21 protein-coding genes are annotated in these 25,630 nt (G+C 40.7%); 13 read left to right on the top strand and 8 right to left on the bottom strand.

Going from position 1 to position 25,630, the window contains the following annotated elements:
- Positions 1-30: 30 nt before the first annotated feature.
- The 9 genes from CXF95_RS20305 (at position 31) to CXF95_RS20260 (ending at position 10,521) form a co-directional block, all read left to right on the top strand.
- On the top strand, positions 31-573 hold the full coding sequence (locus tag CXF95_RS20305; RefSeq protein WP_101200397.1) for an RNA polymerase sigma factor: 543 nt from the start codon (positions 31-33) through the stop codon (positions 571-573).
- A complete protein-coding gene (locus CXF95_RS20300) occupies positions 566-1,264 on the top strand; it encodes a hypothetical protein (protein ID WP_101200396.1) in 699 nt (232 codons plus the stop codon). The genes CXF95_RS20305 and CXF95_RS20300 overlap by 8 nt, the downstream gene beginning before the upstream one ends.
- Positions 1,265-1,274: 10 nt before the next feature.
- Positions 1,275-2,228 carry a hypothetical protein gene (locus CXF95_RS20295; RefSeq protein ID WP_198556654.1) on the top strand — a complete coding sequence of 318 codons (954 nt, stop codon included), beginning with the start codon at positions 1,275-1,277 and terminating at the stop codon, positions 2,226-2,228.
- A 396-nt stretch (positions 2,229-2,624) separates the two neighbouring features.
- Entirely contained in the window at positions 2,625-3,749 is a 1,125-nt protein-coding gene (locus CXF95_RS20285; protein WP_101200395.1) for a beta-ketoacyl-ACP synthase III, read from the top strand.
- A 14-nt stretch (positions 3,750-3,763) separates the two neighbouring features.
- Positions 3,764-5,782: an XrtA/PEP-CTERM system histidine kinase PrsK gene (prsK, locus tag CXF95_RS20280; protein ID WP_101200394.1), complete on the top strand. Its 2,019-nt coding sequence runs from the start codon at positions 3,764-3,766 to the stop codon at positions 5,780-5,782.
- Between the two features lie 22 nt (positions 5,783-5,804).
- The gene (prsR, locus tag CXF95_RS20275) at positions 5,805-7,163 is read left to right on the top strand and encodes a PEP-CTERM-box response regulator transcription factor (protein WP_101200393.1); all 1,359 of its coding nucleotides are present in this window, start codon (positions 5,805-5,807) and stop codon (positions 7,161-7,163) included.
- Between the two features lie 248 nt (positions 7,164-7,411).
- Positions 7,412-9,127 (top strand): DUF1566 domain-containing protein, encoded by a 1,716-nt coding sequence (locus tag CXF95_RS20270; protein ID WP_232787959.1) that lies wholly within the window; start codon positions 7,412-7,414, stop codon positions 9,125-9,127.
- 15 nt (positions 9,128-9,142) lie between these two features.
- Complete coding sequence (locus tag CXF95_RS20265; protein ID WP_101200392.1) at positions 9,143-9,643, top strand: DUF1566 domain-containing protein; 501 nt, start codon at positions 9,143-9,145, stop codon at positions 9,641-9,643.
- An 89-nt stretch (positions 9,644-9,732) separates the two neighbouring features.
- Positions 9,733-10,521: a YggN family protein gene (locus CXF95_RS20260; RefSeq protein ID WP_101200391.1), complete on the top strand. Its 789-nt coding sequence runs from the start codon at positions 9,733-9,735 to the stop codon at positions 10,519-10,521.
- 268 nt (positions 10,522-10,789) lie between these two features.
- On the opposite strand, the gene hemW is transcribed toward CXF95_RS20260, so the two are convergent.
- Both hemW and CXF95_RS20250 read right to left on the bottom strand, forming a co-directional pair.
- Entirely contained in the window at positions 10,790-11,950 is a 1,161-nt protein-coding gene (gene hemW / locus CXF95_RS20255; RefSeq protein ID WP_101200390.1) for a radical SAM family heme chaperone HemW, read from the bottom strand.
- A 4-nt stretch (positions 11,951-11,954) separates the two neighbouring features.
- The gene (locus tag CXF95_RS20250; protein WP_101200389.1) at positions 11,955-12,557 is read right to left on the bottom strand and encodes an XTP/dITP diphosphatase; all 603 of its coding nucleotides are present in this window, start codon (positions 12,555-12,557) and stop codon (positions 11,955-11,957) included.
- A gap of 139 nt (positions 12,558-12,696) precedes the next feature.
- Here CXF95_RS20250 and CXF95_RS20245 point away from each other — a divergent pair, with 139 nt between their 5' ends.
- Complete coding sequence (locus CXF95_RS20245) at positions 12,697-13,743, top strand: energy transducer TonB (RefSeq protein WP_101200388.1); 1,047 nt, start codon at positions 12,697-12,699, stop codon at positions 13,741-13,743.
- Positions 13,744-13,766: 23 nt separating this feature from the next.
- On the opposite strand, the gene srmB is transcribed toward CXF95_RS20245, so the two are convergent.
- Positions 13,767-15,029, bottom strand: a complete 1,263-nt coding sequence (gene srmB / locus CXF95_RS20240; RefSeq protein WP_101200387.1) for an ATP-dependent RNA helicase SrmB — start codon at positions 15,027-15,029, stop codon at positions 13,767-13,769.
- A gap of 225 nt (positions 15,030-15,254) precedes the next feature.
- Between srmB and cyoE the strand changes: the two genes are divergently transcribed.
- Both cyoE and CXF95_RS20230 read left to right on the top strand, forming a co-directional pair.
- Entirely contained in the window at positions 15,255-16,154 is a 900-nt protein-coding gene (gene cyoE / locus CXF95_RS20235; RefSeq protein ID WP_232787958.1) for a heme o synthase, read from the top strand.
- 144 nt (positions 16,155-16,298) lie between these two features.
- Positions 16,299-16,856 carry an NAD/FAD-utilizing enzyme gene (locus CXF95_RS20230; protein WP_101200386.1) on the top strand — a complete coding sequence of 186 codons (558 nt, stop codon included), beginning with the start codon at positions 16,299-16,301 and terminating at the stop codon, positions 16,854-16,856.
- Between the two features lie 103 nt (positions 16,857-16,959).
- Here the strand turns inward: CXF95_RS20230 and CXF95_RS20225 are convergent, their stop codons facing one another.
- Genes CXF95_RS20225 through coxB form a run of 5 tightly spaced genes read right to left on the bottom strand, consistent with a single transcriptional unit; the run spans position 16,960 to position 21,856 of the window.
- Positions 16,960-17,304 (bottom strand): cytochrome C oxidase subunit IV family protein, encoded by a 345-nt coding sequence (locus tag CXF95_RS20225; RefSeq protein WP_101200385.1) that lies wholly within the window; start codon positions 17,302-17,304, stop codon positions 16,960-16,962.
- Between the two features lie 36 nt (positions 17,305-17,340).
- Entirely contained in the window at positions 17,341-18,015 is a 675-nt protein-coding gene (locus CXF95_RS20220) for a heme-copper oxidase subunit III family protein (RefSeq protein ID WP_101200494.1), read from the bottom strand.
- A gap of 20 nt (positions 18,016-18,035) precedes the next feature.
- On the bottom strand, positions 18,036-18,704 hold the full coding sequence (locus CXF95_RS20215; RefSeq protein ID WP_101200384.1) for a cytochrome c oxidase subunit 3: 669 nt from the start codon (positions 18,702-18,704) through the stop codon (positions 18,036-18,038).
- Positions 18,701-20,428: a cbb3-type cytochrome c oxidase subunit I gene (locus tag CXF95_RS20210; RefSeq protein ID WP_101200383.1), complete on the bottom strand. Its 1,728-nt coding sequence runs from the start codon at positions 20,426-20,428 to the stop codon at positions 18,701-18,703. The genes CXF95_RS20215 and CXF95_RS20210 overlap by 4 nt, the downstream gene beginning before the upstream one ends.
- Before the next feature lie 30 nt (positions 20,429-20,458).
- Entirely contained in the window at positions 20,459-21,856 is a 1,398-nt protein-coding gene (coxB, locus tag CXF95_RS20205) for a cytochrome c oxidase subunit II (protein ID WP_101200382.1), read from the bottom strand.
- A 553-nt stretch (positions 21,857-22,409) separates the two neighbouring features.
- Between coxB and CXF95_RS20200 the strand changes: the two genes are divergently transcribed.
- Positions 22,410-25,622 (top strand): DEAD/DEAH box helicase, encoded by a 3,213-nt coding sequence (locus tag CXF95_RS20200; protein WP_101200381.1) that lies wholly within the window; start codon positions 22,410-22,412, stop codon positions 25,620-25,622.
- Positions 25,623-25,630: the final 8 nt, after the last annotated feature.

The following is a 25,630-nucleotide window of genomic DNA, read 5'->3' as shown; positions in this document are numbered from 1 at the left end:
GGGGACACCCCCCGCAGGGAACTATTAATAATGTTTGAAAAGACCGATGAACAGTTAATAGCGAAATCGTTGCAAGGTAATAAACAAGCCTGGCTGAATTTGCTTAAGCGTTATGAAAAACAAATTTATAACTACGGTATGCGTATGACGGGTAAAAACGAAGATGCTTTGGATCTTATGCAAGAGGTGTTTATATCGGTGTTTCGTAATTTATCGACATACCGTAACGAGGGTAGCTTTAAAAGTTGGATGTTTCGTATCGCGCACTTTCGTTGTATAGAGTTTTATCGGCGTAAAAAACCGATGCAAGGTTTAGACGATGCACCAGAGGTCGCAAGTGAAGAAATGGATGCAGCAGAATCTATTCATACTAACCAAGAAAACAAGCAACTCATTAACGCGATGCAACAACTGCCATTGGCACAAAAAGCGGTGCTGGAATTAAAGTTTTTTGGTCAATTTACTTTCGATGAAATTGCCGAGCAAACAGGTATTTCAGCGAACACGGCCAAGTCGCGTTTATATGGCGCATTAGAAAAATTGAAAACCTTGATGGAGGTCGATTATGCCTAAGCAAGAAACACATTTGGGTGGAGCTGGCTCAGGAGAGCCTGAATTAAGAAACGAGCAGTTATTTGGCCTTTGGGTAGAGCAACAGCTTAATGAACAACAACGCCATGAGTTTGAACAGCGCTGCATTGAAGATCATGCATTCGCTAAACAAGTGGAAACATTCAATCTGTTTTCTATGCACACTGAGCATTATCAATCTGCAGAGGTACCAAACTGGGATAGAGACAGCACCTTTGATAGACCAGATAAAGTTAGATGGTGGCAGTGGCAAGGGTTGCCAACGTTATCTTTTGCCACCTCTATGTTTGCTATTGTGATGGTGCTAACGGGTTTGCAAGTGCGTACCAATAACGGTGCTATGACCATCAGTTTTTCAGGTAAACAAAGTGATCAAGAAATCAATAAGTTAGTCAATGATAGGTTAGAGAAATTTCAAGAAACTCAGCAGTTGGCATTAACAAACTATACCCAAACGATGCAGCAACAACAAATGGATACCAGTACTCAACTGACTCAATATTTGCTGGGTTCAAGTCGTAAAGAAAGGCGCGAGGACTTTGCTGAACTGATTAAGTATGTGAATGAACAGCGCGGTGATGATCAACTTTTTTATGCACGTCAATTGAACAAATTACAACAAGATATTTATGCTAATGCTGATCTATCCGGTACTGGCAATATTAACGAGTGAGGAAGTAATCATGACTTTATCAATTAAGAAATCTTTATTGGCGTTGGCCTTCAGCAGTCTGGCAATGTGTCCGCTGCAAGCTAAAAATAATGAAACCAATATAAAAGAAGTACGCAATGAAGCCGGCATTATGCTGAATATTTTGCAAGCATCATTGAAACAGCAAAGTTCTGACAAAAAGATACGTTTCCGAGCAGAATCTGTCTTTTACCTTGCTAACCAAGGTGTGGTATTCGAAATAGACAGTGGCCGACACGGAGGTGGTAGGCATGGTGGTAATTTCTTTGGTTTTGATTTGAACGGGTTAAATGGTTTGATTAGTAGTATGCCAGCAGCGCCTAATACCAAGGGAAGTCACTTTGAAATAAACATAGATGAAAATGAAATCGAAAGAATGGTGATGCAATTTGTAGAGCATGGCGAACAATATAATGATGATTTAAGCAACAAAATACGCGAGTTAAGTGATCAAAAACGCCAGCTTGGTTGGGAAAAAAGAGAATTAGATAGAACTCGTAGCGACTTAGATTTTGAAAAACGTAATGCTGACTCAGATCGTCGTAAAGAGATTGAAAAACGTTTAAATGAACTGAATAAAGGTGTTGTTAAACTTGAAGCTAAAACCAAGGAATTAGAAAAGTTTCGCAGCGATTTAGAAACTGAGCGTAATCAGGAAGTAGCCAAGCGCCAAGTTGCCAAACAGAAGCTATACAAAGAGTCGTTGTCGTTATTTGAAGATACTATAGGTGACATGTTATGTCGTTATGGAGCTGGCCTGCGGTCTTTGTCAGATGAAGAACATGTGACTTTCTTATTATCCGACTTTGTAGACGCAGATAATGACAGTGTGATTGGTTCTCACGACAAGGTTTATGTATTCAATCACAAAGAGATACAGGCTTGTGTGACAGGAAAATCAAACAAAGATAAATTGTTAACGACTGTTAAAACCTATCTATTTTAATTATACCCATTCTACCTCAAAATGCGCGTTTCAGAACGACTGGGGCGCTTCAATTTAAGGCGCGTCAATGACTGAATGTCGACCACCTTCTGAATTGGCGCAACGAAGAAGTGGAGTGCCCCAGTCGTTCCCTTCGGGCGGGTTTTAAAGCGATTTATGCTGCGTTGGCCATTTTTGACTTAGATTACTAAGCCTACAAATAGCCGCCTTGCCTAACTGCTTTAAACTCCCGCTGAATCCGTCATTTTGAGGTGGTATGGGTATAAGCAGAAAACTTATTAAACTAAAAAGTCAGCTTCAAGCTGACTTTTTTATTACAAACCGATAAGCTAGTCAGATCTCAGCCACATTGGGTTTAAACATATGTGGCCTAATATATTTTAGTTAGGACTTTACATGGCACCTTCTGTAGTGATTAGCGGTTCTGGTTTATGGAAACCCGCTCACAGTATTAGCAATGAGGAACTGGTCGTGGCATACAACGCTTATGCCGAGCAGTTCAATCAACAGCATTTAAAAGAAATTGAGGAAGGTGAACTTAAGCTTAAACCACTTTCAAGTGCAGAATTTATTGAAAAAGCCTCAGGCATTAAGAGTCGTTACGTCTATGTGAAAAATGGCGTTTTAGACATCGATAGGATGTGCCCGAATATTCCTGAGCGTGCAGATGATGAATTATCTGATCAAGCTGAAATGGCAATCTATGCGGCCAAAGACGCGTTAAAAGCGGCAAATAAAACCCCTGAAGACATTGACGTTGTCATTGTGTCTTGTGCTTATACTCAGCGGTCTTATCCCGCATTGGCGATTGAAGTGCAAGGCGCATTGGGCATTAAAGGTTTTGCTTTTGATATGCTGGTGGCTTGTTCCGCCGCGACTTTTGCCATACATCGTGCTTATGAAATGATTGCTGCAGGCACGGCTAAGGCAGTGTTGGTGATTAATCCTGAATTAACCTCGCCCCAAGTCAATTATTGTGATCGTGATAGTCATTTTATTTTTGGTGATGTGGCGACGGCTATGATAGTTGAAGGTTCTGATACTGCAGATTCAGAGCATGTTTTCGAAATTATGAGCACTAAAGCTGTCACTCAATATTCAAACAATATTCGCTCAAATTTTGGTTATGTTAGCCGTGCTAATGATGCTGATCCCTTTGCTGAAGATAAACTCTTTCATCAAGAAGGCCGCAAGGTATTTAAAGAAGTTTGCCCTATGGCCGTGGAGCATATATCTGAACACTTAGCTCGTCATGAGCTTAGTTCTGAAAATGTTTCAAGGTGGTGGTTACATCAAGCCAATATTAATATGAATACTTTGATAAGCCGAAAGTTGCTTGGTAAACAGCCGACCTTAGAAGAAGCGCCAATAGTATTAGATACCTTCGCTAACACTGCTTCTGCGGGCTCAATTATTGCATTTTATCAGCATCACAAAGACTTACAATCAGGTGACATTGGCTTACTTTGCTCCTTTGGGGCAGGGTATTCGATCGGTAGTTTAGTATTAAAAAAACTATGAAGGGTTAGTTGACTATGATCGCAACTGTGGGTTATGCAATCAGTGCAATTGGTTATGCCTTTTTGTTACTGCTTTTATTAACAGTTCGCAAATCAGGATTAGCAAAATATCTGTTAATTCTTGCCACGGGTGCGACATGTTTATGGTCTATCGCACCCTTCCTTTTTGCCTCCCTATCTGTCCAAAAGCTATTGCTTTTCGACAATATTAAAAGTTTATTTTGGTTACTTTTTTTAGCCTCATGTTTAAAAGATAACTTTACGAATATCATTGAAGTACTAAGTCGAAAACAGACCTGGTTGATTTTGACTTTGCCTATTTTGGCTATTTCACTGCCTTACCTTGGGATGGTTCAAGAATCATGGATGTTTCTTTTTCAGACTGTCATTGCCTTGCAAGTGCTGGTTTTACTTGAAGTAATATATCGTCAGGCGGGTGAGAACAGTTGGGCGTTAAAGCCCTTAATAATATATTTGGCAGTGATCAGTGTCTTTGAATTTGTTACTTTTGCTAATGCTTTAATGGTGGATCAAATTAACATTAATTACATTGCCGCCAGAGGATATGTCTATTCTGCTCTTATCCCATTGTTAGTCTTAGCTATTCGGCGTGTTAAAAATTGGGGGGTCGACATCTATATCTCCCGAGACATAGTGATGCACAGCACTCTTTTGATGGTCGCGGGTGTTTATCTATTTGTGATGGCGATGTTAGGTTATGCCGTTAAGTACTTTGGTGGCCAATGGGGTTCTGCCATTCAAATAGTACTTATCGTCTTGTCTTTGTCTCTTTTAATGACGTTATTCTTTTCATTGAGTTTTCGGACTAAGATTAAGGTTTTTATTACTAAACACTTTTTTGCCAATCAATTTGATTACAGGCATGAATGGCTGAAGTTAACTCATTGTTTGAATACCAATGAGTCCGACGGGAATGTATACGCGACGGCCTTGCGAGGCTTAATTCAGGCAATTGATTACCAAACAGGGTGTTTGATTCAACGTCAAAATGGTGGATTCAAGGTGTTGGCAAATATCGATAAACCCACTTTGAATGATGATGAACAAACTGTTTTGTTGCAGTTTGAAGCCTTTTTGACTTCGAAAAATTGGATCATCGATATTGAAGAACTCAGAATGCAACCCTACATATATGAAGGGTTAAAAGTAAACCACGGGTTGTTAAACGGTGTTTCTTTCCAGCTGGTGATCCCCATATTTAATGAGGAAAAATTCTGGGGCATGGCGGTGATGCAAGGTTCAGATGACACCAGCAAAAAACTCAATTGGGAGTTAAGAGATTATTTGACCGCGGTGAACGCACAAATTTCTAATTTCTTGTTTCATCATCAAGCGGCGCAAGAGTTGGCTGAAAATGCACAATTTGCCGCGTTCACCCGTATGTCTGCCTTTATTGTGCACGACTTAAAAAACGTAGCGGCGCAAATTGACCTGATTTTGTCTAATGCGGAACAACATAAAGATAACCCCGAGTTTATTGATGATACTTTTGAAACCTTGCAGCATACCAAAGCTAGAATGGATAAAATGCTGCATCAGTTGACTGAAAAAAATGCCTCACAAGATGGATCTGATAGCTTAGTCAACTTATCAGAATGTGTTAACCATGTGCTGGAACAACGATGTGCATCCTATTTACCTGTACCTAGTGTGGTAGTTAGTAGTGAAACTCCTGTGGTTTTAGATAAAGAAAAACTAAGTAACGTTATTTACCATCTTGTCAGTAATGCACAACAAGCCACCAGTGATGATGGTAAAGTCAATGTTGAAATAGAGTTATCTGCTGATGAAAAATATATGTTGATCAATATTGTGGACACGGGGAGTGGTATGAGCGAAGATTTTATTCGGACCCGTTTGTTCAAACCTTTTGATACAACTAAAGGTAACGCCGGAATGGGCATTGGGGCGTTTGATGCTAAAGCTTATTTAGATAAAATTGGTGGTCAGTTACTGGTGCAAAGTAAACAACAGCAAGGTACGACTTTTACATTACGAATTCCAACAGACTAGCAATTAAAAAGGGTTTTGACACATGGACAAGATTTTGGTCGTCGATGACGATTTAGGGATCCAAAAACAATTAAAATGGAGTTTTTCAGGCTATGACGTTATTTTTGCCGAAGATCGCACCTCGGCTATTGCACAGTTGCGGCGTTTTGAACCAAAAATTGTCACACTTGATTTAGGCTTGCCGCCCGACCCAAGTAATGCAACTGAAGGGTTAGCCACCCTAGAAGAAATTTTAGCCTTAGCGCCACAAACAAAAGTCATAGTTATAACCGGCAATAATGACAAAAAAAATGCTCTGAAAGCTGTGAATTTAGGTGCGTATGATTTTTATCAAAAACCAATCGACTCAGACACCATTCAAATTTTAGTTAGCCGTGCCATTAATTTGTTTAATTTAGAAATGGAAAATCGTCATTTGGCCAAAATGGCACCTTCAATGGACAAGATCATTGGTCAAAGTGAAGGGCTCTTAGCTGCTAGCAGAAAAGCGGAGCGTATCGCGCAAACTGATATCAGTACCTTATTACTCGGTGAAAGTGGCACAGGAAAAGAGGTGTTTGCCCGGAGTATTCATGAACACAGCCTACGTAAAGATAAAGCTTTTGTAGCGATTAATTGTGCCTCAATCCCAGAAAATTTATTAGAAAGTGAATTATTTGGTTATGAAAAAGGTGCATTCACTGGTGCCAATAAAACCACACCAGGAAAGATAGAAACAGCTCAGGACGGTACTTTGTTTTTAGATGAAATTGGCGACATGCCCATTGGTTTACAAGCCAAAATGCTACGTTTTTTACAAGAACGTGTGATTGAACGAGTGGGAGGACGCTCTGAAATACCTGTGAATATTCGGGTGATTTGCGCCACTCATAGAGATATTCCAACTATGGTAGCGGATCAAACTTTCCGTGAAGATTTGTTCTACCGAGTAGGTGAAATTAGTATCATCATCCCACCACTTAGAGATCGTGATAATGATGTGGTGTTATTGGCTAAGACCTTCTTGGCGCAATATAATGAAGAGTTTAAAACCAAGATTAAAGGATTTAGTGATTCAGCCATCAAAGCAATGAAACAACATAAATGGCCGGGTAATATTCGTGAACTTCAAAATAAACTAAAATCTGCAGTGATTATGGCAGAGGGTACTCATATTCAGGCAGAAGATTTGAGCTTGTTGTTGCATGATGATGGACCCAGTATCGACACCCTTAATTTACGAGAAGTCAGAGAACATGCTGAAAGTAGGGCAATACGTAATGCATTTTTGGTGGCAGAACATAACATGTCTAAAACTGCTGAACTTTTAGGCGTCACTCGACCTACATTGTATTCTTTGATTGAAAAATATCATTTAGAAGATGTTAAAACTGGCAGCTAGTTATATTAAATTGAGAGGGGGATTTTATGACGTCGAGCAATCACGTAATTCACCTAATATTGGTTTTATTACCCTCAATACCCTTATTCTATTTTAGCTCTTGGAGTACGGATTAAGCCTGTACGTTGTTTGGTTGAGTGACGACTTATTGATTCAGACAGGAATTTACACTCTGGCATATTAATAACGTGTGACTGGTACAGTAACTGCATAGTTTTACCTAATATATTGCTTTAGAAGATAAATGATTGTTTATTACCATGACTGTCCATAACCACTTTTTGACTGTTCTGTGTCTTTCCGTTTTTTTAGTGGGCTGTTCGGGAAGTAGTCTCGATAGTGATACTGACACACCTACTCCTATGGTGCTGGTTAATGCTGGCGCTGATCAATTTGTCGACGAACAAACTACCCTGACTTTGAGTGCCCAAGCTAGTGGCCAGACGGATGCTTTGACCTACGCTTGGAGTGTTACCCCCGATATTACTATTACCCAAGATGATGGGGCTGTGGGCACCGCAACTTTTACGACTCCAAAGACTACCGATATCTTGACTTACACTTTCACTGTCCAAGTGACGGATGCAAACGGCAATACGGGCAATGATTCTGTGATGTATCAGGTTAATCCTGTGAACATATCTCCTTCTGCAGAGATACAAGTGACTCAGTTCGAAGGGCTAAATATTCATCAATTCCCAGCAGGTTATGAAGTCATTCTAGATGCCAGCGCCAGTAAAGACACAGATAGCATTGATTCTGATAACCCCATTGCGGCATATTTGTGGCAACAAACTGCCGGTGAGTCGGTATTAACAGGCATTAGTTTACATGGTGACAGTTTGGCTTTTAATACACCGATACTTACTGATCCCAATTCAGTTTCTATCACCCTGACCGTTACCGACCAAGAGGGAGCCGAAGATGTTAAAATTGTAACCTTGGTTATACTAAGTTCTGCAGATACTTTGCCTGAAGTGAATGCCGGTATTAATCATCAAGTATTTACGGGGGAGAGCATTAACCTAAACGGTATTGCTAGCACCACAGTAGCGACGTCAGAACCTTTAGTCTTTACTTGGTTGAATGACTCTGAAAAAGATCCACAAATTGAAAGCCCCAATGCATTGCAAACAGTCGCCATCGCGCCAGCAGTGCTCGGCACTGAAACCCTTACCTTTACCCTACGTGTAGAGGACGCACAGGGGCATTTTGTCGACGATAGTTTGACGGTCACCATCAAACCACTGCCGATCCAACCGATTAATGATACTGGGGTTATTTTACAAGCAACCGATTCACAAATACTCAGTGATTATCAAGCAGATTATCCCGGACAAGATGGTCAACGTGGCCAAGATATTATTCACGCTAATGGCTTATCTGAAAAAGCGGGAAGGGGAGAACAAGGTTTTGATTTTTCCCGTCTCGATGACATTGGTGATGAGGTCGACGATGAAACACTCTCTTGGAGTTGTGTGCGAGATAACATCACTGGTTTGATTTGGGAGTCAAAAACCGATGTTCTTACTTCCACCCTACATAGTGCCAGTTACAGTTACTCTTGGTATCAAAGTGATGAAGATGGAGGCTTTGATGGCGATGAAAGTGGTATCACAGCAAGCTGTTCACTGACGAATTGCAACACGGAAAGCTATCTAGCTGAGGTTAACTCTAAGGGGTTATGTAATTTTAGGGATTGGCGGTTACCGACACACAATGAGTTGTTATCAATATTGCATTTTGGTCAAGCCGTTGCCCCTATGATTGATGCCAGTTATTTTCCGAACACGACCGACTCATTAACGGCGCCTGTTTGGTATTGGACGCAAGATTCAAGTGCCGATGGTTTTAATAACGGGCAAGGGCAAAATGCCTGGGCGATTGACTTTGCCTCAGGCAATGATAATTTTTTAAACAAATCGACCGCGGGTAGAGTGCGATTAGTCAGGGCCGGGCGATAATATGAGGATGATATTATGAGAGTGTTTTGTCTTTTTTGTTTTTTTGTCTCCTGTGTAGCCACAAGCCAAACCTGTTTGCCGGACTTCGATGTAACCTTAAAAATAGATGAATTCGTGGATAATAGTGACGGCACCGCGACTGATGCGTTGTTGGGCCTAGAGTGGATGCGTTGTAGTTTTGGTCAAACGTGGACAGATGAAACCTGTACGGGTGATGCCAGTAAACTGACTTGGCAAAAAGCATTACAAGCAGCCCATGGTTACAAATATGCTGACAAATTAGGTTGGCGAGTACCCAATATGAAAGAATTAGCCAGTTTGACCGAGCGAAGCTGCGTGCGCCCAGCCATTAACGAATTATTTTTTCCGAATACCTATTCTGACGCTTATTGGACTTCCACACCTTCTGTTGTTGATCCACAGCGTGCATGGGTGATTGCGTTTTCTAACAGCAGCAATTCTCTTAAGGATAAAAACTTATTTGTTTTTATGCGTTTGGTGCGAACTGCTGATTAACCTAAGTTTTGCCTGTCCTGTCTGATCTGATATTGCATTTTTTTTGTTTAAAGGCACACTGCCTTTGGACTTATGATCATCGGAATTTTATGCGTTTTTTAGTTTTTACTTTACTGATAATAAGCTTAAGCTCAACTGTTGATGCAAGCACAGATTGTGAAGTGTCTCTTAATTATGGTGTGGTAGTGAGCGAACAACAAATCCGAGTCATTGGACCTGGTGGCCGGGCTGTGTACCAGATTAACCATCCATCACAGCTTATTGTTCAAGGTGAATGGATTGACTTAGATGAGAAACGAGAACTTGAGCTTGCTGAGTTTTCTGCCGGTATCCATCAAGTTGTGCCTAAAATGATATTGTTGGCAAACGAAGGTGTAGAGCTTGCGGTAGAAACTATTGAGCAAGTGTATAGCGGCTTAGTAAAAGACGATAAAAGTCAGAAAAAACTACAAAAATCTCTCGAACGTGTGCAAATGAGTGTCAAAGAGAAGTTTATCCGTGCGAACGATAATTTTTACATGGGCCCTGGCAGTCTTGAGCAAGTAAACGATTTGGTCGACCGCGAATTGGAAGAACAGTTAGAAGACGCAATCAGCACTTCTGTAGGTGGCATTTTATCGGTTATCGGTGGACTGGTTGCTAATGGTGAGGTGAGTAAAGAAAAAGTTGCCACTATAGCTAACCAGTTAGAAAGTTTAGGTGAAGAAATTGGTCAAACCGTAGGTCCAAAAGCTGAAACCCTAAAGCTTAAGGCCCAATGGTTTTGTAATCGATTCAAAGAATTAGATAAGGCTGAGGATAAACTCAGAGCTTCTATTAAAGAACTAAAGCCATACAATGTATTATTAACTGGTACCAATGCTTATATGCATGAATAGCGCATGACGTAGATAGATTTAATACTATTCCATTTTAAAGTGTGATCTAATTACGATCTCAGCCAATTTACTCCCGAAATTTGATCAGAATAAGATTTGGATAATCAATAGGCTTTGCTTTTCTCTCTGCGTCCTCGGTGGTTCAAATATCTTGTTCTTTGGCTTTTCAATTACAAACAAATTCACCACAGAGAACAAAGAGCGTCGGACGCCGAGCGCTGCGTTACACAGAGGAAAGAAATTATGATGAATGGGTATAACTATTGAGCTATACCATCATTTCCAATAACGTATTTAAATAACGCCTGCCTAAAGGTGTGACTTGCCATTCATCATCTGACTCAAGCAACAAGCCACGAGTTATCGCACTTTGTAGGTTTTGTTTGGTGGCGTTATCTAGAGATAAACCAGTAAAGTCTGAATAATCTGACTTAGGGCAGGGTTCAAGTAAACGAAAGCGATTCATAAAAAACTCAAAAGGCAATTCTTGGCTAGGTACGACTTTGTTATCGCTCGTATAACTGCGGGTTAAATCCATATAACCCTTGGGGTGTTTAACCTTAACCGTGCGAATTATCTGATTTTCATTGGCCAGTGTGATTTTACCGTGTGCGCCACAACCAATGCCTAAGTAGTCACCAAAACGCCAATAATTTAAATTATGCCGACATTGTTGCCCTGCTTGACTGTATGCAGAAATCTCGTATTGTTCGAATCCCGCTTGCCGGAGTAACTCATCACCTTGTTCTTGAATATCCCACAACACTTCATCCTCTGGCAATTTAGGCGGCTTAGAATGAAACTGTGTATTCGGTTCAATGGTTAATTGATACCAAGATAAGTGTGGAGGTTGTTGGGTTATGGCGGTGTTTAAATCAAACATCGCATCTTCTAAAGATTGTTTAGGTAAGCCATGCATTAGGTCTAGGTTAAAACTATTGAGTCCTATGCTTTTGGCCAATTCCACAGCTTTAAGCGCCTGATTCTCATCATGGATCCGACCAAGCGCTGTGAGTTTGTCTGGTTGAAAACTTTGCACACCTATGGAAATGCGTGTAATGCCTGCTTTGACATAATCAGCAAATCGTTGGCTTTCCACTGTGCCGGGATTCGCTTCCATGGTGATTTCAGCATCAGCTAACAAATTCACTCGTTTTTTCACTCCCTCTAAAAGAGTGTGGATAGCTTGCTGGGAAAACAAACTTGGTGTGCCACCACCAATAAAAATACTATGAATAGCTCTGTCGCCTACCAATTTAGCATCTTCAGTTAAGTCATCTAACAAGTGGCTGACATATTCAGTTTCAGGCAACACCTGTTGTTTTTGCCCGTGAGAATTAAAATCACAGTAAGGGCATTTTTGTACACACCAAGGAATATGGATATACAACGAAAGAGGCGGTAATTTAAGCGTAAGTGGTTGTGACAAGTCTTTAACCTATTTGTTTTTGTAGTTGGGCTAACAGCAGTTTTAAGGCTTTACCGCGGTGACTGAATGCATTTTTCTGTTCGGGTGACAACTGAGCAGAACTACAATTTTGTTCTTTGACCCAAAAGACTGGATCGTAACCAAAGCCATTTTTACCTTGTTGCTCAGTCGTGATCTCACCACACCATTCACCTTGGCAAATAATAGGCGTGGGATCATCCCCGTGACGCATATACACCAATACACATAAAAATTTGGCTTGGCGTTTAGCTTTTGGAACATCAGCCATGACACTCAGTAACTTAGTAATATTGCTTTTATCTGTCGCTTGGTCTCCCGAATACCGCGCAGAATAAACGCCGGGTTCGCCACCCAGTGCATTCACTGCCAAACCCGAATCGTCAGCGATAGCAGGCAAACCTGTTTGCTTTGCAGCGTGGCGAGCTTTGATTATTGCATTCTCAACAAACGTGGACCCTGTTTCAGCTACTTCTGCTACGTCAAATTCGCTTTGTGGTAATACTTCAATACCTAAACCTGACAACATACGAGCAAGTTCTTTAACTTTACCTTTGTTACCTGTAGCAAGGACTATTTTTTTACTCACATGTTATCCTTTAAAATAATGGCAATGTTACGTGATTCAGCAAATACGTTCGGTTTACTTTACTTGTAATTGCATAAATAGATATCTATCATCAGCCCATAAAACTTCACAATATAATATCACTTTTCAAGGACATAAAATGAAATTCTCTATGATTGCTTTATCTTTCTTTTCGACGTTTCTAATCGCTGAACCAGAGCCATCATCGAACGTTGAGTGGGTAGAGAGTATTATTCCGGCCGAACCTATCGAACGTGTTTCACCTAGATTCCCAACCAAAGCTGCTCGAAATGGAAATGAAGGTTGGGTCAAGCTAAGTTTTGTTGTGGATGAAAATGGTGCAGTGGTCGATCCTGTTATTGAAGACTCATCTGGCATTCGTGGCTTCGAGAAGGCGAGTTTGAGAGCGATTAAACAATGGCAATATTCTCCTGCTATCCGTAACGGAGAAAAAATCGAACAGTGTCGTAATAGTGTGCAAATTGATTTTAAATTAGATAAGGGAACAAAGGGCGGAAGAAAACGATTTGTCAGGGAATATAAAAATGCAGATGAGGCATTAAGAGCAGATAATATCGTTTTAGCTGAACAACTTATTACCCAAATGGGTGAAGGTAAAATCTGGAATAGTTACGAAGACGCATGGTTTTGGATGTTGAAGTCTGAGATTGCAAAAGCACAAGGCCAAGAAAGTTCTCAATTAAGTAGTCTCAAGAGAGTCGTTTCCTCTAATAAAAGCAGCACATATGTCGGTGATCAGTATTACATTTATCTTTTACATCAAAAATTTATTTTAGAAATAAAGGCATCATTATTTTCAGATGCTTTAGAGACATATGCACAAATTGAGCAGCGTCCTGATAATGAAAAAACAGTCAGTGTCCTAGAAAAATATGCAACTCAAGCTCGGCAGGTCTTAAAAAATCAAGATTTTATTGTCGTGCAAGGAGAAGTAGGTAGCAATGGTGATTGGTGGCATTCTCTTAGTCGTAACCGTTTTATGTTTAGTGATATCGCAGGTACGCTCGATACGGTAGAACTGCGTTGTGATAACAAAAGAGAAAAGTATACCGTTGCAGAATATACAGAATGGAAAATTCCTAAAAGTTGGGGACGCTGCAAAATAATGGTGGTAGGAGACACCCAAGCGAATTTCAACTTAGTTGAAATTCGCCAAGACGCGTAACGATAAATCTTGATAAGGTGAGTTTAAGGAGTTTTTTTCCCTCGTCCTTTATTTTTGCGCTTTTTGATTTTGGCGGTACGTTTGGCCTTAATTACTGCCTTTTTAGTTTTATTACTAATTTTTTTCTTAGCCGGAGGTTTAGCTTCTTTATTGGCAGGGCGCAATGCAGCAATCACCCTACGTTTTAACGCCTGTTCTGTGTAACGTTCAATTTTGGGCACTACGCCGATATCGTGGGCTTCGACTATAGAAATAGCTGTGCCCTTGTTACCCGCGCGGCCTGTTCGACCAATACGATGTACATATACATCAGCAGTGCGAGGCATATCGTAGTTGATGACGTGGCTAATGTTATCTACATCAATACCACGGGCGGCCACGTCAGTGGCGATTAATATCTTTACTTCACCTGTACGAAAACGCTCCATAGCGCTATTACGTTTATCTTGAGGCATTTCACCTTGCAACCAGACGCAGTCAATATCGACAGATTGCAGTTGGCCAACTAACGTGGCTAAACGTTCACGAGTTTTAACAAATACTATGGCCGTTTCTACTTGTGTACTCAGAATGTGAGTTAACAAGTTCAGTTTGTGAACCGCATCATCTGCTAAATGTATCCACTGGTGGATTATCCCTTTTTCTTTACGGCTAGAATCTGCTTCTAATTCCACTGGGTCATTCAACAACTCATCCGAAAAACGTGCGATGCCGCTACCTTCTAATGTAGCTGAAAACAACATGGTTTGTTTGCGCCAGCGCGCTTCTGCGGCAATTTGGTTTACAACGGGAGAAAATCCCATATCCAACATACGATCAGCTTCATCTAAAATCAGGCATTCAATATCACGGCAATCAAAACTTTCTTTTTCGATATGTTCGAATAAACGACCCGGTGTGGCGACCAAAATATCGAGATTACCTTCTAATAAGTCACGATCAGTTCCGTAGTTGATGCCGCCGGTAATAACGCCGCATGCTATATGTGGCACATATTTACTGATAGCTTTGGCTTGCTCAAAAATTTGCAACGCTAACTCTCGGGTTGGGGTAAGGATCAAAATTCGCGTTGAACCCGGTTGGCGTCTGGGATAATCCAATAAAAACTGGCAAGCAGGCAATAAAAAAGCGGCTGTCTTACCTGTACCTGTTGGAGCTGAGGCCAATATGTCTTTGCCATTCATGGCTTGTGGGATAACCAGTGATTGGATACTGGTGGGCTCTTTATAACCTAAGTCCGTCACCGCATGGATTAGGTCATCGTCTAGTTCTAATTGTTCAAACATGTATGTTTAAGCCTTGCTTTATCGTTGGCTTGGGAATTGTTGAGGATTATAAAGGAGTGGCGAAGGAATTGCTTATGCATTTTTAAAAGCATATACAGTGCTGCGTTCACTTGTATTCTTATCTTGGCGTTTTTTATTAGGAAATGAATAAACACAAATTATAACAATTATTCAGATTTAACCTAATCTTGTCATTAGTCTTGTAACCCAATCAGGTGGTGCCTTTTGACTAATAAAGCGTGGACACTTAAATCTCGGTTTGACCTTTATTTACAGTTGGGCAAATTTCGGCTGTGTTTATTAGTGTTGTTTACTACCCTTATTGGTTACGGTTTAGGGGTATCACAACTCAATTTTGTTGAAATAATTTGTGTACTGTTTGGAACGTTACTTACTGCGATGGGAGCCAATGGCTTGAACCAATGGTGGGAGCGTAAACGCGATGCGCTAATGCTGAGAACTCGCCAACGTCCAATACCCTCGGGTAGACTATCTTCTGGGCACGCACTCACCGTTACTCTTGTTTGGTCCTTAACAGGCATGTTGCTACTCTATTTTGGAGTTAATCCATTAACCGCTTATTTAGCGTTAATTACTTTAGCAAGCTACGTTCTGATTTACACTCCTTTAAAGCCATACTCTACTGTTGCTGTTTTAGCTGGGGCGATCCCAGGCGCTATCCCGCCAATGATGGGCTGGACCGCTGCCACCAATCATTTTGGCGTTGAAGCATGGGTGTTAGGTTGTTTATTATTCTTGTGGCAAATTCCGCACTTTATGTCACTTGCTGCAATTTATCGACAGGATTATGCCAAAGGAGGGTATCACCTGCTGCCCGACAATCCAGAAATTGAAGGCGCTACCCGCAGCATAATAGTGATTTTTAGCGTGGCATTATTGTGCATAACCCTATTAACTCCCTTTGTAGGTTTGGGTGAAATAGTTTTTTTTTCAGGTGCTTTTTTGTTCGGCTTAGCGTTACTTGTAGTATCAATCAGACTCTATCAACAATACTCGGTCAAAAACGCCAGACAAGTTTTTCTGGCTAGCATCATATATTTGCCTGCACTGATGACGCTACTGCTTATCGATGAAAGATTTGTGAGTCATTATTGGTCATTCTAAAGGGACTTATACCCAAACCACCTCAAAATAATGTATAAGTACACCGAAATAATGTATAAATATTAAACACTGCTACAATTCAACTATTAACATTGAACTAACAATTTTTTCGTTAATTATCTGTGTGCTAGGAGAAAAAAGATTATGTTAAGACATTATTACATAAGTGATGATCTAAACGACTTGGAAGCCGTTGAACTAGAACTTGAAGGAAAAGGAGTGAGCACTCCGCAAATTCATGTGTTAAGTGAAAATGACGCAGAGGTTGAGAAACACCATTTACATGCTATAGAAGCGGTACTCAAACAGGATGTGGTGCATTCAACCGAAATAGGCGCTGTAGTCGGGGCTATTGCCGCGGCTTTAGTATTAGGTGTTACCTATATGTTAGAGTGGCATTTGACTGCTGCGGGCTGGATCCCTTTTGGATTCTTAGCTGTGGTGATCCTCGGATTTTGCACTTGGGAAGGTGGCTTGATTGGTATTCAAATTCCCAATCACCAATTTAAGCGTTTTCAGAAATTACTTAAACAAGGCAAACACGTCATTTTTGTTGACGTGGCCTCTGAACAAGAACCGATTCTTTCCGAGATTATTGAAAAACACCCCAAACTCAAACTTGCAGGTACTGGTGGTGCCACCCCAAGTTGGGTAGTGCATGGACAAGAGAAGTTTAGCAAAGTGATGAAAACCTTACCCTGATAAGTTAACACTCTGAAATAAAGCCGAGCTTTCATTAATTGAAAGTTCGGCTTTTCAGTTTTTACAATTTGTTTTGACAACACTTCTATTATTACTCAATCATTCAACTGCTAGTAAAAAACATCAAGCGACTAAAAAATGTATAATTTGATTCAATTGCCATAATGCCGATGAACAATGTAAGCGCCAAAGGTGGGATCAATATTGCGCAAATCAATGCCATTCTTTCCCACATCATATGCATAAAAATACTGATAATTAGGCCGGCCTTTAAGAACATAAATAGTAAAATAAGTGACCAACGCAACAAACCTTCTAGGTGCATAAAGTCGACCATGTAAGAAAATCCACTGAGGATAAACAGCAGCCCCCAAATCTTTAAATATAGACTAACAGGATGTTCTTGATGGCCATGTGCATCGACCGGAACTTGAGTGTTTTCAACCATACCGCCTCCTAAACTAATTATGTATATTAGGGTGTATTACCAAAGATAAAACAGAGCAAAAATAAACACCCATACCAAATCAACGAAATGCCAATACAAACCAGCAATTTCGACTATTTCGTAGTTACCACTTTTTTCGTAATGTCCCTTTAATATCTTAATCGCCACAGTGAATAAATAGATAACACCTATGGATACATGCAAACCATGAAATCCAGTCACCATAAAAAATACCGAACCAAATTGCACCGCACCAAATGGGTTCTCCCAAGGACGCACCCCTTCAGCAATCAATTTACTCCACTCGAATGCTTGCATACCCACAAATGATAGGCCTAGCAATGCTGTTATTAACATCAGGATAGCGGCTTTTATTTTGTCCTTGCGATAGCCATAATTAACCGCCATTGCCATGGTGCCGCTGCTCGTAATCAAAATGAAGGTCATAATAGCGATTAACACCATGGGAATATGTTGTCCGCCTATTTCCAGCGCAAACACTTCACTGGCATTGGGCCAAGGCTCAACCGCCGACATTCGCACCACCATGTAGCCAATCAAAAAACAGCTAAATACAAAGGTATCGCTAAGCAAAAAGATCCACATCATGGCTTTGCCCCAAGGCACCTGAAATGCTTCTTTATCCCCTGACCAATCTGCCACTAATCCACTAATACCCTGAGGGGGTTCCAATGTTTTTTTGTTTTGCATGAGATCATTAGATTGCATAGTCATGCTCCCAGCCCGCAAAATTCAACGATTGCATTGTATTTTTCTGGCTTACTGACTAATAAAGCAAATAAAAGCAGCCATAAGCCAAATAAGAAATGCCAATAAATCGCACATAAATCAATATATTGGCTGAGTTTTGGACTGTTACGCAGCATGGCTGTTAATGCCACAAGCCAGGCCAGCAAACCGATACCCACGTGTACAGCATGTAAACCAGTGAATATATAAAAGAAACTCAGAGCGGGGTTGGCATTCACCACAAATCCCTGCTGGTATAATTGCTGCCAAAACATTAATTGGCCAGTCACAAAGGCAGCCGAAAACAAACCTGCCAAAATCAGTCCAAAGTGTAAGAACAGCCTATTTTGTGGTCGAGCATTGACTCTGGCTACTTGCATACAAATACTTGCCGCCAACAAATAAAAGCTGTTTAGCCACAAAATACTTTTATTAAACAGCGGATTGCTCGAGGTTTCTGCTAAAGGTTGCCAATCGGGATATTGTGAGCGCATTAAAAAGGCAACGATAAATAATAAAAAAAGTACCGACACCACCGCTAACAATAAGCGTAAACCGGCTTTACGGGTGTGCTCACGTCCTAAACCTTGCTGTTGCGGTGCGCCTGCTTGCTCCCAAGGTTTTTCCATTAACGGTGCGAGGAAGCTCATAATTCACCTGCCTTTTTGTCTTCAACAAAATTTTGCGGTAAAAAATCCTGCTCATATCCCGGCACACTATAGTCGTAGGCCCAACGATGGCATATGGGAATATGTTTGCCCCAATTTCCATGCCCAGGCGGAGTCGTTTCGGTTTGCCACTCAAGTGATGTTGCTTCCCAGGGATTATCACCAGCAGGTTTTCCCTTGAACAAGCTCCAAACCAAGTTGTATAAAAATATCAGCTGAACCAGTGCCACAAATATGGCCATTACCGAAATCATGGCATTTAAATCTTTAGCCGAATCGGGGATAAAGTCATAGTTTTCATAGGCAAAATATCGCCGAGGAACCCCTAATACGCCAAGATAGTGCATGGGGAAATAAATCATGTAAGTACCTAAAAACGTACCCCAAAAATGCAATTTCCCTAAACCGGTATGCAACATTTTCCCCGACATTTTAGGATACCAATGATAGATCCCGCCAAACACCACTAATATGGGTGACACACCCATCACCATATGAAAGTGGGCCACCACAAAATAGGTGTCAGAAAGAGGCAGATCCACCACTACGTTACCGAGGAATAAACCGGTTAAACCGCCAATGGTGAAGGTAGAAACAAAACCTAATGCAAACAACATCGGTACGGTTAAGCGAATATTGCCATGCCAGATGGTCAATACCCAGTTGTAGACTTTTATCGCCGTTGGCACAGCAATAATCAATGTTGTAGTGGCAAAAAAATACCCGAAGTAGGGGTTCATACCACTTATGTACATATGGTGGGCCCAGACCACAAAACTCATCACGCCTATCATGATTATGGCCCACACCATAAGCCGATAACCAAAGATATTCTTACGAGCATGCACACTAATGAGATCCGAGACAATGCCAAAAGCGGGTAGAGCGACTATGTAGACTTCTGGATGACCAAAAAACCAAAATAAATGTTGAAACAGAATGGGGCTGCCGCCTTCGTGGTCAAGCTGTTGACCCATGGACAAAATCGCAGGCATAAAAAAGCTGGTACCTAATGTTTTGTCAAACAACATCATAACCGCGCTAACAAATAAGGCGGGAAAAGCTAAAAGTGCTAATACAGTCGCCATGAAAATGCCCCACACTGTTAGTGGCATACGCATTAGGGTCATGCCTTTGGTGCGTGCCTGCAATACGGTAGTGACATAATTCAAGCCGCCCATAGTAGCAGCGACGATAAATATGGCTAAGGACACTAACATCAAAATAATGCCCCAATCAGAGCCTGGGGTACCAGGTAAAATTGCCTGTGGAGGGTATAATGTCCAGCCAGCTCCAGTTGGGCCGCCAGGCACAAAAAAACTGGACAGCAATACGATGACAGCCAGTAAATAAAACCACACACTGAGCATGTTAACAAAGGAAAATACCATATCTCTGGCTCCCACCATTAAAGGGATCAGGTAATTACCAAAACCACCTAAAAATATCGCAGTCAACAGGTAAATCACCATGATCATGCCATGCATAGTCACAAACTGATAATAGGCACTCGGATCGATAAAATCGAAACTGCCAGGGAAGCCAAGCTGTAAACGCATTAAGCCTGACAACACCAAGGCCACAATGCCAACCAAAATAGCAATCACTGAATATTGGATCGCAATCACTTTATGATCCTGACTCCATACGTATTTGGTAAAGAAGCTGCTGGGCTCATGCATATCGTGATCTACATCTTGTTCCATCAGTTTGCTCCACTATGAAGGTTATACAAATCAAAGGGTTTTAATAAATTCAATAATCGCCAATGCTTCTTGCTCGTTAAGTACTGGGGGAGGCATGACTGGAGGATAGCCTGCGACAATTTTGGCATTGGGTTGGAAAATAGACTCTTTTAAGTACAGATCATCAACCTCAACTTTTTGTCCACTACTCAGCTCTTTTATAGAACCGAACAATCCTTGCCAGCTTGGTCCAATTAAACGCGTGCCATCCTGACTGTGGCAGGCTGTACAACCTTTTGTTTGCGCCAATTCTGCGCCAGATAACAAGGTATTGTGAGTGGTTGAATCTTGAGTTGCGCCCTTTTCTTGGATATACGCAATCAGCGAATCAACCTGCAACTCACTAAGTGGCAGTGGGGGCATAATGGCCGCGTAGCCTTTTACCATTTTTGCATTAGGCATGAGGATTGATTCTTTCAGGTAGGCTGCATCCACCAACACTTCAGTGCCATCAGCCAATATCTGAGTTTTGCCAAATAATCCCTGCCAACTAGGGCCAATGGCATTCCCTGAGAAATCATGGCAACCAATACAGCCTTTATTTTGCGCCAGCTCTTGTCCACTTTGTGCAGCGACACTGAGTAGCTGTGAGGTGTTTTTTAGCATGGACGCGGCGAAAGTAGGTTGTGCCTGTAACCATAGATCAAACTCTTTTTGGGGCATGACCTGCACATGCCCTCGCATATTAAAATGACCGAGACCACAAAATTCAGCACAGAGAATTTCAAACTCACCTAATTTGGTTGGTGTAAACCAGATATAAGAGACGGTTCCTGGCACCATATCCATTTTCACCCTAAATTGTGGTACATAAAAATCATGCAGTACATCTTTAGAGCGCATCAACACCTTGACGGGCCTATCTATCGGTAATGCCAACCTATTGCCCAGAATCAATACATCGTCTTGGCCACTAGGATCAAGGGGATCAACACCAAAGGGATTATCAATAGAAATATGTTTAACCGCACTTTTGCCTAGCTGCTGGTCAACGCCAGGAAAACGAAAACTCCAACTCCACTGTTGACCAACCACTTCGACTATATCCGCTTCCTCGGGTACTTCGACAAAATCTGCATAAACAATCAAACCAGGGGCCAACATGGCAAATATCCCGATACTGGTAATAACCGTTAGCCATATTTCTAACTTTTTATTCTCAGGCTCATATTTAGCTTTACGATTAGGATCATGACGATATTTGATAACGGCGAAGGCGATAAAGAAATTTATCGCGATAAAAACAATACCCGTGATGATGAGAGTGATGGCCATGGTGTCATCAATTGATCCCCAATTTGACGCTAAGGGCGTCATCACCCAAGGGGATAAAAAATGAAAAATAACCGACCCAATGACAATTAGGATCAATGCGACAGCAATGCTCATGCGCGGTCCTTATTATTTTTAGTGATCCCTGCTTGGTCTCGTTTCTGCTTCCAAGCCTAAATTAGGGTACTGACAGCGCCTTCAACCAAGGTTTTATCTGCGGAACACCATAAACACCTGAGGAGGGATACATAAATACTGTCGTTAATCCTATAAATTGATTATTTATTAACCAATTGTTAACTAGTTTAGGTGCAGTATCTGAATTGTGCTAATCGAGAGATGAAAATTTTTATAGGTAAAAAATCTTATTTGATATCAGATCCAAGATTTAAATCGTAAGTGCACAAAACATTCGAAGGTACGGTAAAAAGTGTCTGACTTTCGAGGGTTCATAGAGTTAAAAATGAGGTGTCATCGGGTACGGCGCGAAAAAGACAGATTGTTTACAAACAACCACAAAATAGGCTCGAAGTTGATGGATGGTAAAGCTAGTGCCTGATTAAAAAAATCTTATATAATAGAAGGTTACAAAATTTGACAAGATGATTTATCTTGTACACCGTATCTTCACTTAATCAACAGCACTTACCATTAGGCACTCGATTTAAATATGTTTAACAAAACAAACTTGCAAGCAGCTTTGAGCAAACTAACTTGGGCAAAAGGGGCAAGACTTCACCAATTGAACCATGTTGTTAGTGCTGCTTCGGATGAGCAGGTTTTGAGAGGTTCCGTTAGAAGTGAATCTAAGGGAAGTGAAACTTATTTAACACGATTTGAATATGATGAAAGTAGAAGCCGGGCTAAGGCATATTGTAATTGTTATCTTAAATCCGATTGTAAACATGCTGCAGCATTGGCTCACCATTACCTTGAACATATGCATGTTAGTTCGGCCTCAAACCACTTAATAGAAGAATGGCTAAATAAATTTTCTTCTCAAGAATCGTTGGTTTTTCAGCAAAAAAAAGCGCTGCTGTATTTTCTTAATCAGCGTAGTTCTGCGCCTAATGATTATTTACAACTGGGAGTCAAAAGTTCTAGTGTGAAGAAAAGTGGTGGTTGGAGTCGAACCCTCAACTACGAAAACTTGGATAGTTATCTGATTAAACAACCCTATGTTGATGATCAAGATGTGCAAATTATTAGCTCTGTGATCAGAAACCAGCATTACTCTAATACCATTCAATCACACAAGGTATTACATCTATTGGTGAGTACTGGGCGATGTTTCTGGCAAGATGGCGCAGATTTAAAACATCCTATTACTTTGGGAGAGCCTCTAAAAGCAAACTGGCAATGGCAAACACGTCGCACCGTGCACAAGCTAGATCTGATATTAGAAAAAAGTAATGCCGATATCACATTGATAAAGTCACAGCCTATCAGTTACTACAATACTAAAACTAATCGCTTGGGTTTAGTGGAAACGGATTTAAATAGTGAGTTTGATGTGCAGTTTTTGCATAGCCCGTCATTTTCTGAAGAGAAAATGCCCTGGGTATTGAGTAAATTAGATATGTCTCTTGGTGATCTAGCAAAAAAATTACCAAAACCAAAACTGAAAAAAGAGTTTATCTTAGCTAGGCCAGTGCCTCATATACGCTTAACCACACCAAATAAAAATCAAGCTTATAATACCCAACTATCATTATTGTTTGCTTATCATGGTCAGCTTGTAAGCCCTTTAATAAAGCAGCATCAATTACCTAAAGTAAACGGTGAAGAAAGCATTTATCGCGATTTTGCCTTTGAAAAGATGATCATGGAGTCGCTAAAAACGTGGCACTTTATTCCTCAATCGCAATTTATTACTGGATATAAAGGTTTTGAGGGCGGTTATATGATGATGTTGCAAGGGCGGCATTTGAATTTATCTTTTTTACACAATCAACTTCCACAGTTGGAGAAGCAGGGGTGGAAAATTGAATACGATGATAGTTTTCATTATCAAGAGTTAAATACCGATAGTGTATTTGATGCCAATGTAGAACAAAATGAAGGTAATGATTTTTTCTCCATTGGTTTGAATTTAAACATTGATGGTCAAAGCGTAGCGGCTTTTCCAATATTAATCAGTGCATTAGAACAGCTTCCTAACGATATTCTGCTGAATGATCAAACCTATATCGACAATGATGAAAAGGTGTTCGTTAACCTTTCTGGTGGAAAATTTATTGCGCTGCGTTATCAGAGTATTCGGCCTCTACTTAAACAGTTTGTTGAGTTGTTTATGCCCGGCGCTTTGCAAGACGATGGCACTATGCGCTTGTCACGATTTCAAGGTCATCAAACCCTCAGTGAATTAGATAATCAAGGCATTGTCACTAAAGGTGCCAATAGGTTACGTCATCTTGCCGAGAAACTACGCAATTTTAATGCGATCCAGCCTGTCCCCATCCCTAAACTGTTACAAGCTAAATTACGTGAATATCAACATCAAGGACTGAACTGGTTACAGTTTTTGCGGGAATATGAGCTGAACGGTATTTTGGCTGACGACATGGGCTTAGGTAAAACGATTCAAACACTCAGTCATTTGTTACTTGAGAAAGAGCATGGCCGGCTGACTGGGCCTAGTTTAATTATTGCGCCTACCAGTGTGTTATTTAATTGGTCGAAAGAAATAGATAAGTTTACGCCTAGCTTGTCTTATATCGTGATAAATGGAGCCAAGCGGCAAGCGTATTTTGAACAATTAGATCAATACGATATCGTGATCACCAGTTATCCACTGGTGTTAAAAGACAGTGAAATACATCAGCAGCACGTTTATTATTATTTGATTTTAGACGAAGCTCACTACATCAAAAACCCTAAAACTAAACTTTATCAATCGATGTTGACACTCAAGGCTGAACATAAACTGTGTTTGACCGGCACACCTATGGAAAATCATCTCGGCGAATTTTGGGCGCAATTCAACTTTTTACTACCAGGATTTTTAGCGGGTTATCGACAATTTAGTCGTTTGTTTAAAACACCTATTGAAAAACACAATGATCATGAGCGCAAGATTATGCTCAATCAACGTATCAAACCCTTTATATTACGCCGCAGCAAAGAACTCATTGCGAAAGAATTACCTGAAAAAACAATTATTATACAAATGCTAAAAATTGATGGTAAACAGGCAGAATTATATGAATCTGTGCGTTTGACTATGGATTCTCGTTTAAAAGAAATCATTGCCGCAAAAGGTCTACAGCGAAGCCAAATTGAAATTCTTGATGCGTTATTAAAATTGCGTCAAGTCTGCAATCATCCACAATTGTTATCTTTGCCTAGTGCTAAATCTGTCACCCAATCAGCTAAGTTAGAATTTTTGATGGAAACCTTACCGGAGATGGTTGAAGAAGGAAGAAAGGTGCTGATTTTTTCTCAGTTCACCAGTATGTTAGCGTTGATAGAAGTAGAGCTAGTCGCTAGCAACATACCTTATGTCAAACTCACGGGTAGTAGCAGAAATCGACAAGCAATAGTTGAACAATTCCAGTCTGGTCAAGTGCCCGTATTCTTAATTAGCTTAAAAGCCGGTGGTGTAGGTTTGAATTTAACTGCCGCTGATACTGTGATCCATTTTGATCCTTGGTGGAATCCTGCAGTGGAAAATCAAGCTACTGATCGAGCTTACCGTATAGGTCAAGACAACCCCGTATTTGTGTATAAATTGATTATTGAAAACTCTATCGAAGAAAAAATTCTACTGATCCAAAAGAAAAAAGCAGAGTTGGCTAATGCTTTGTTATCAGAGGAGGTTAGCCAAGGTAATTTAAGTCTAACAGATGACATTTTAGACACCTTACTGGCTCCTTTGTCTTAAAGAGGCAA

Origin of the sequence: Paraglaciecola sp. MB-3u-78, from assembly GCF_002835935.1 — a bacterium.
Taxonomy (GTDB): Bacteria; Pseudomonadota; Gammaproteobacteria; order Enterobacterales; family Alteromonadaceae; genus Paraglaciecola.
The sequence above is the reverse complement of the archived record's forward strand: the minus strand, read 5'-3'. Positions and strand labels throughout refer to the sequence as shown.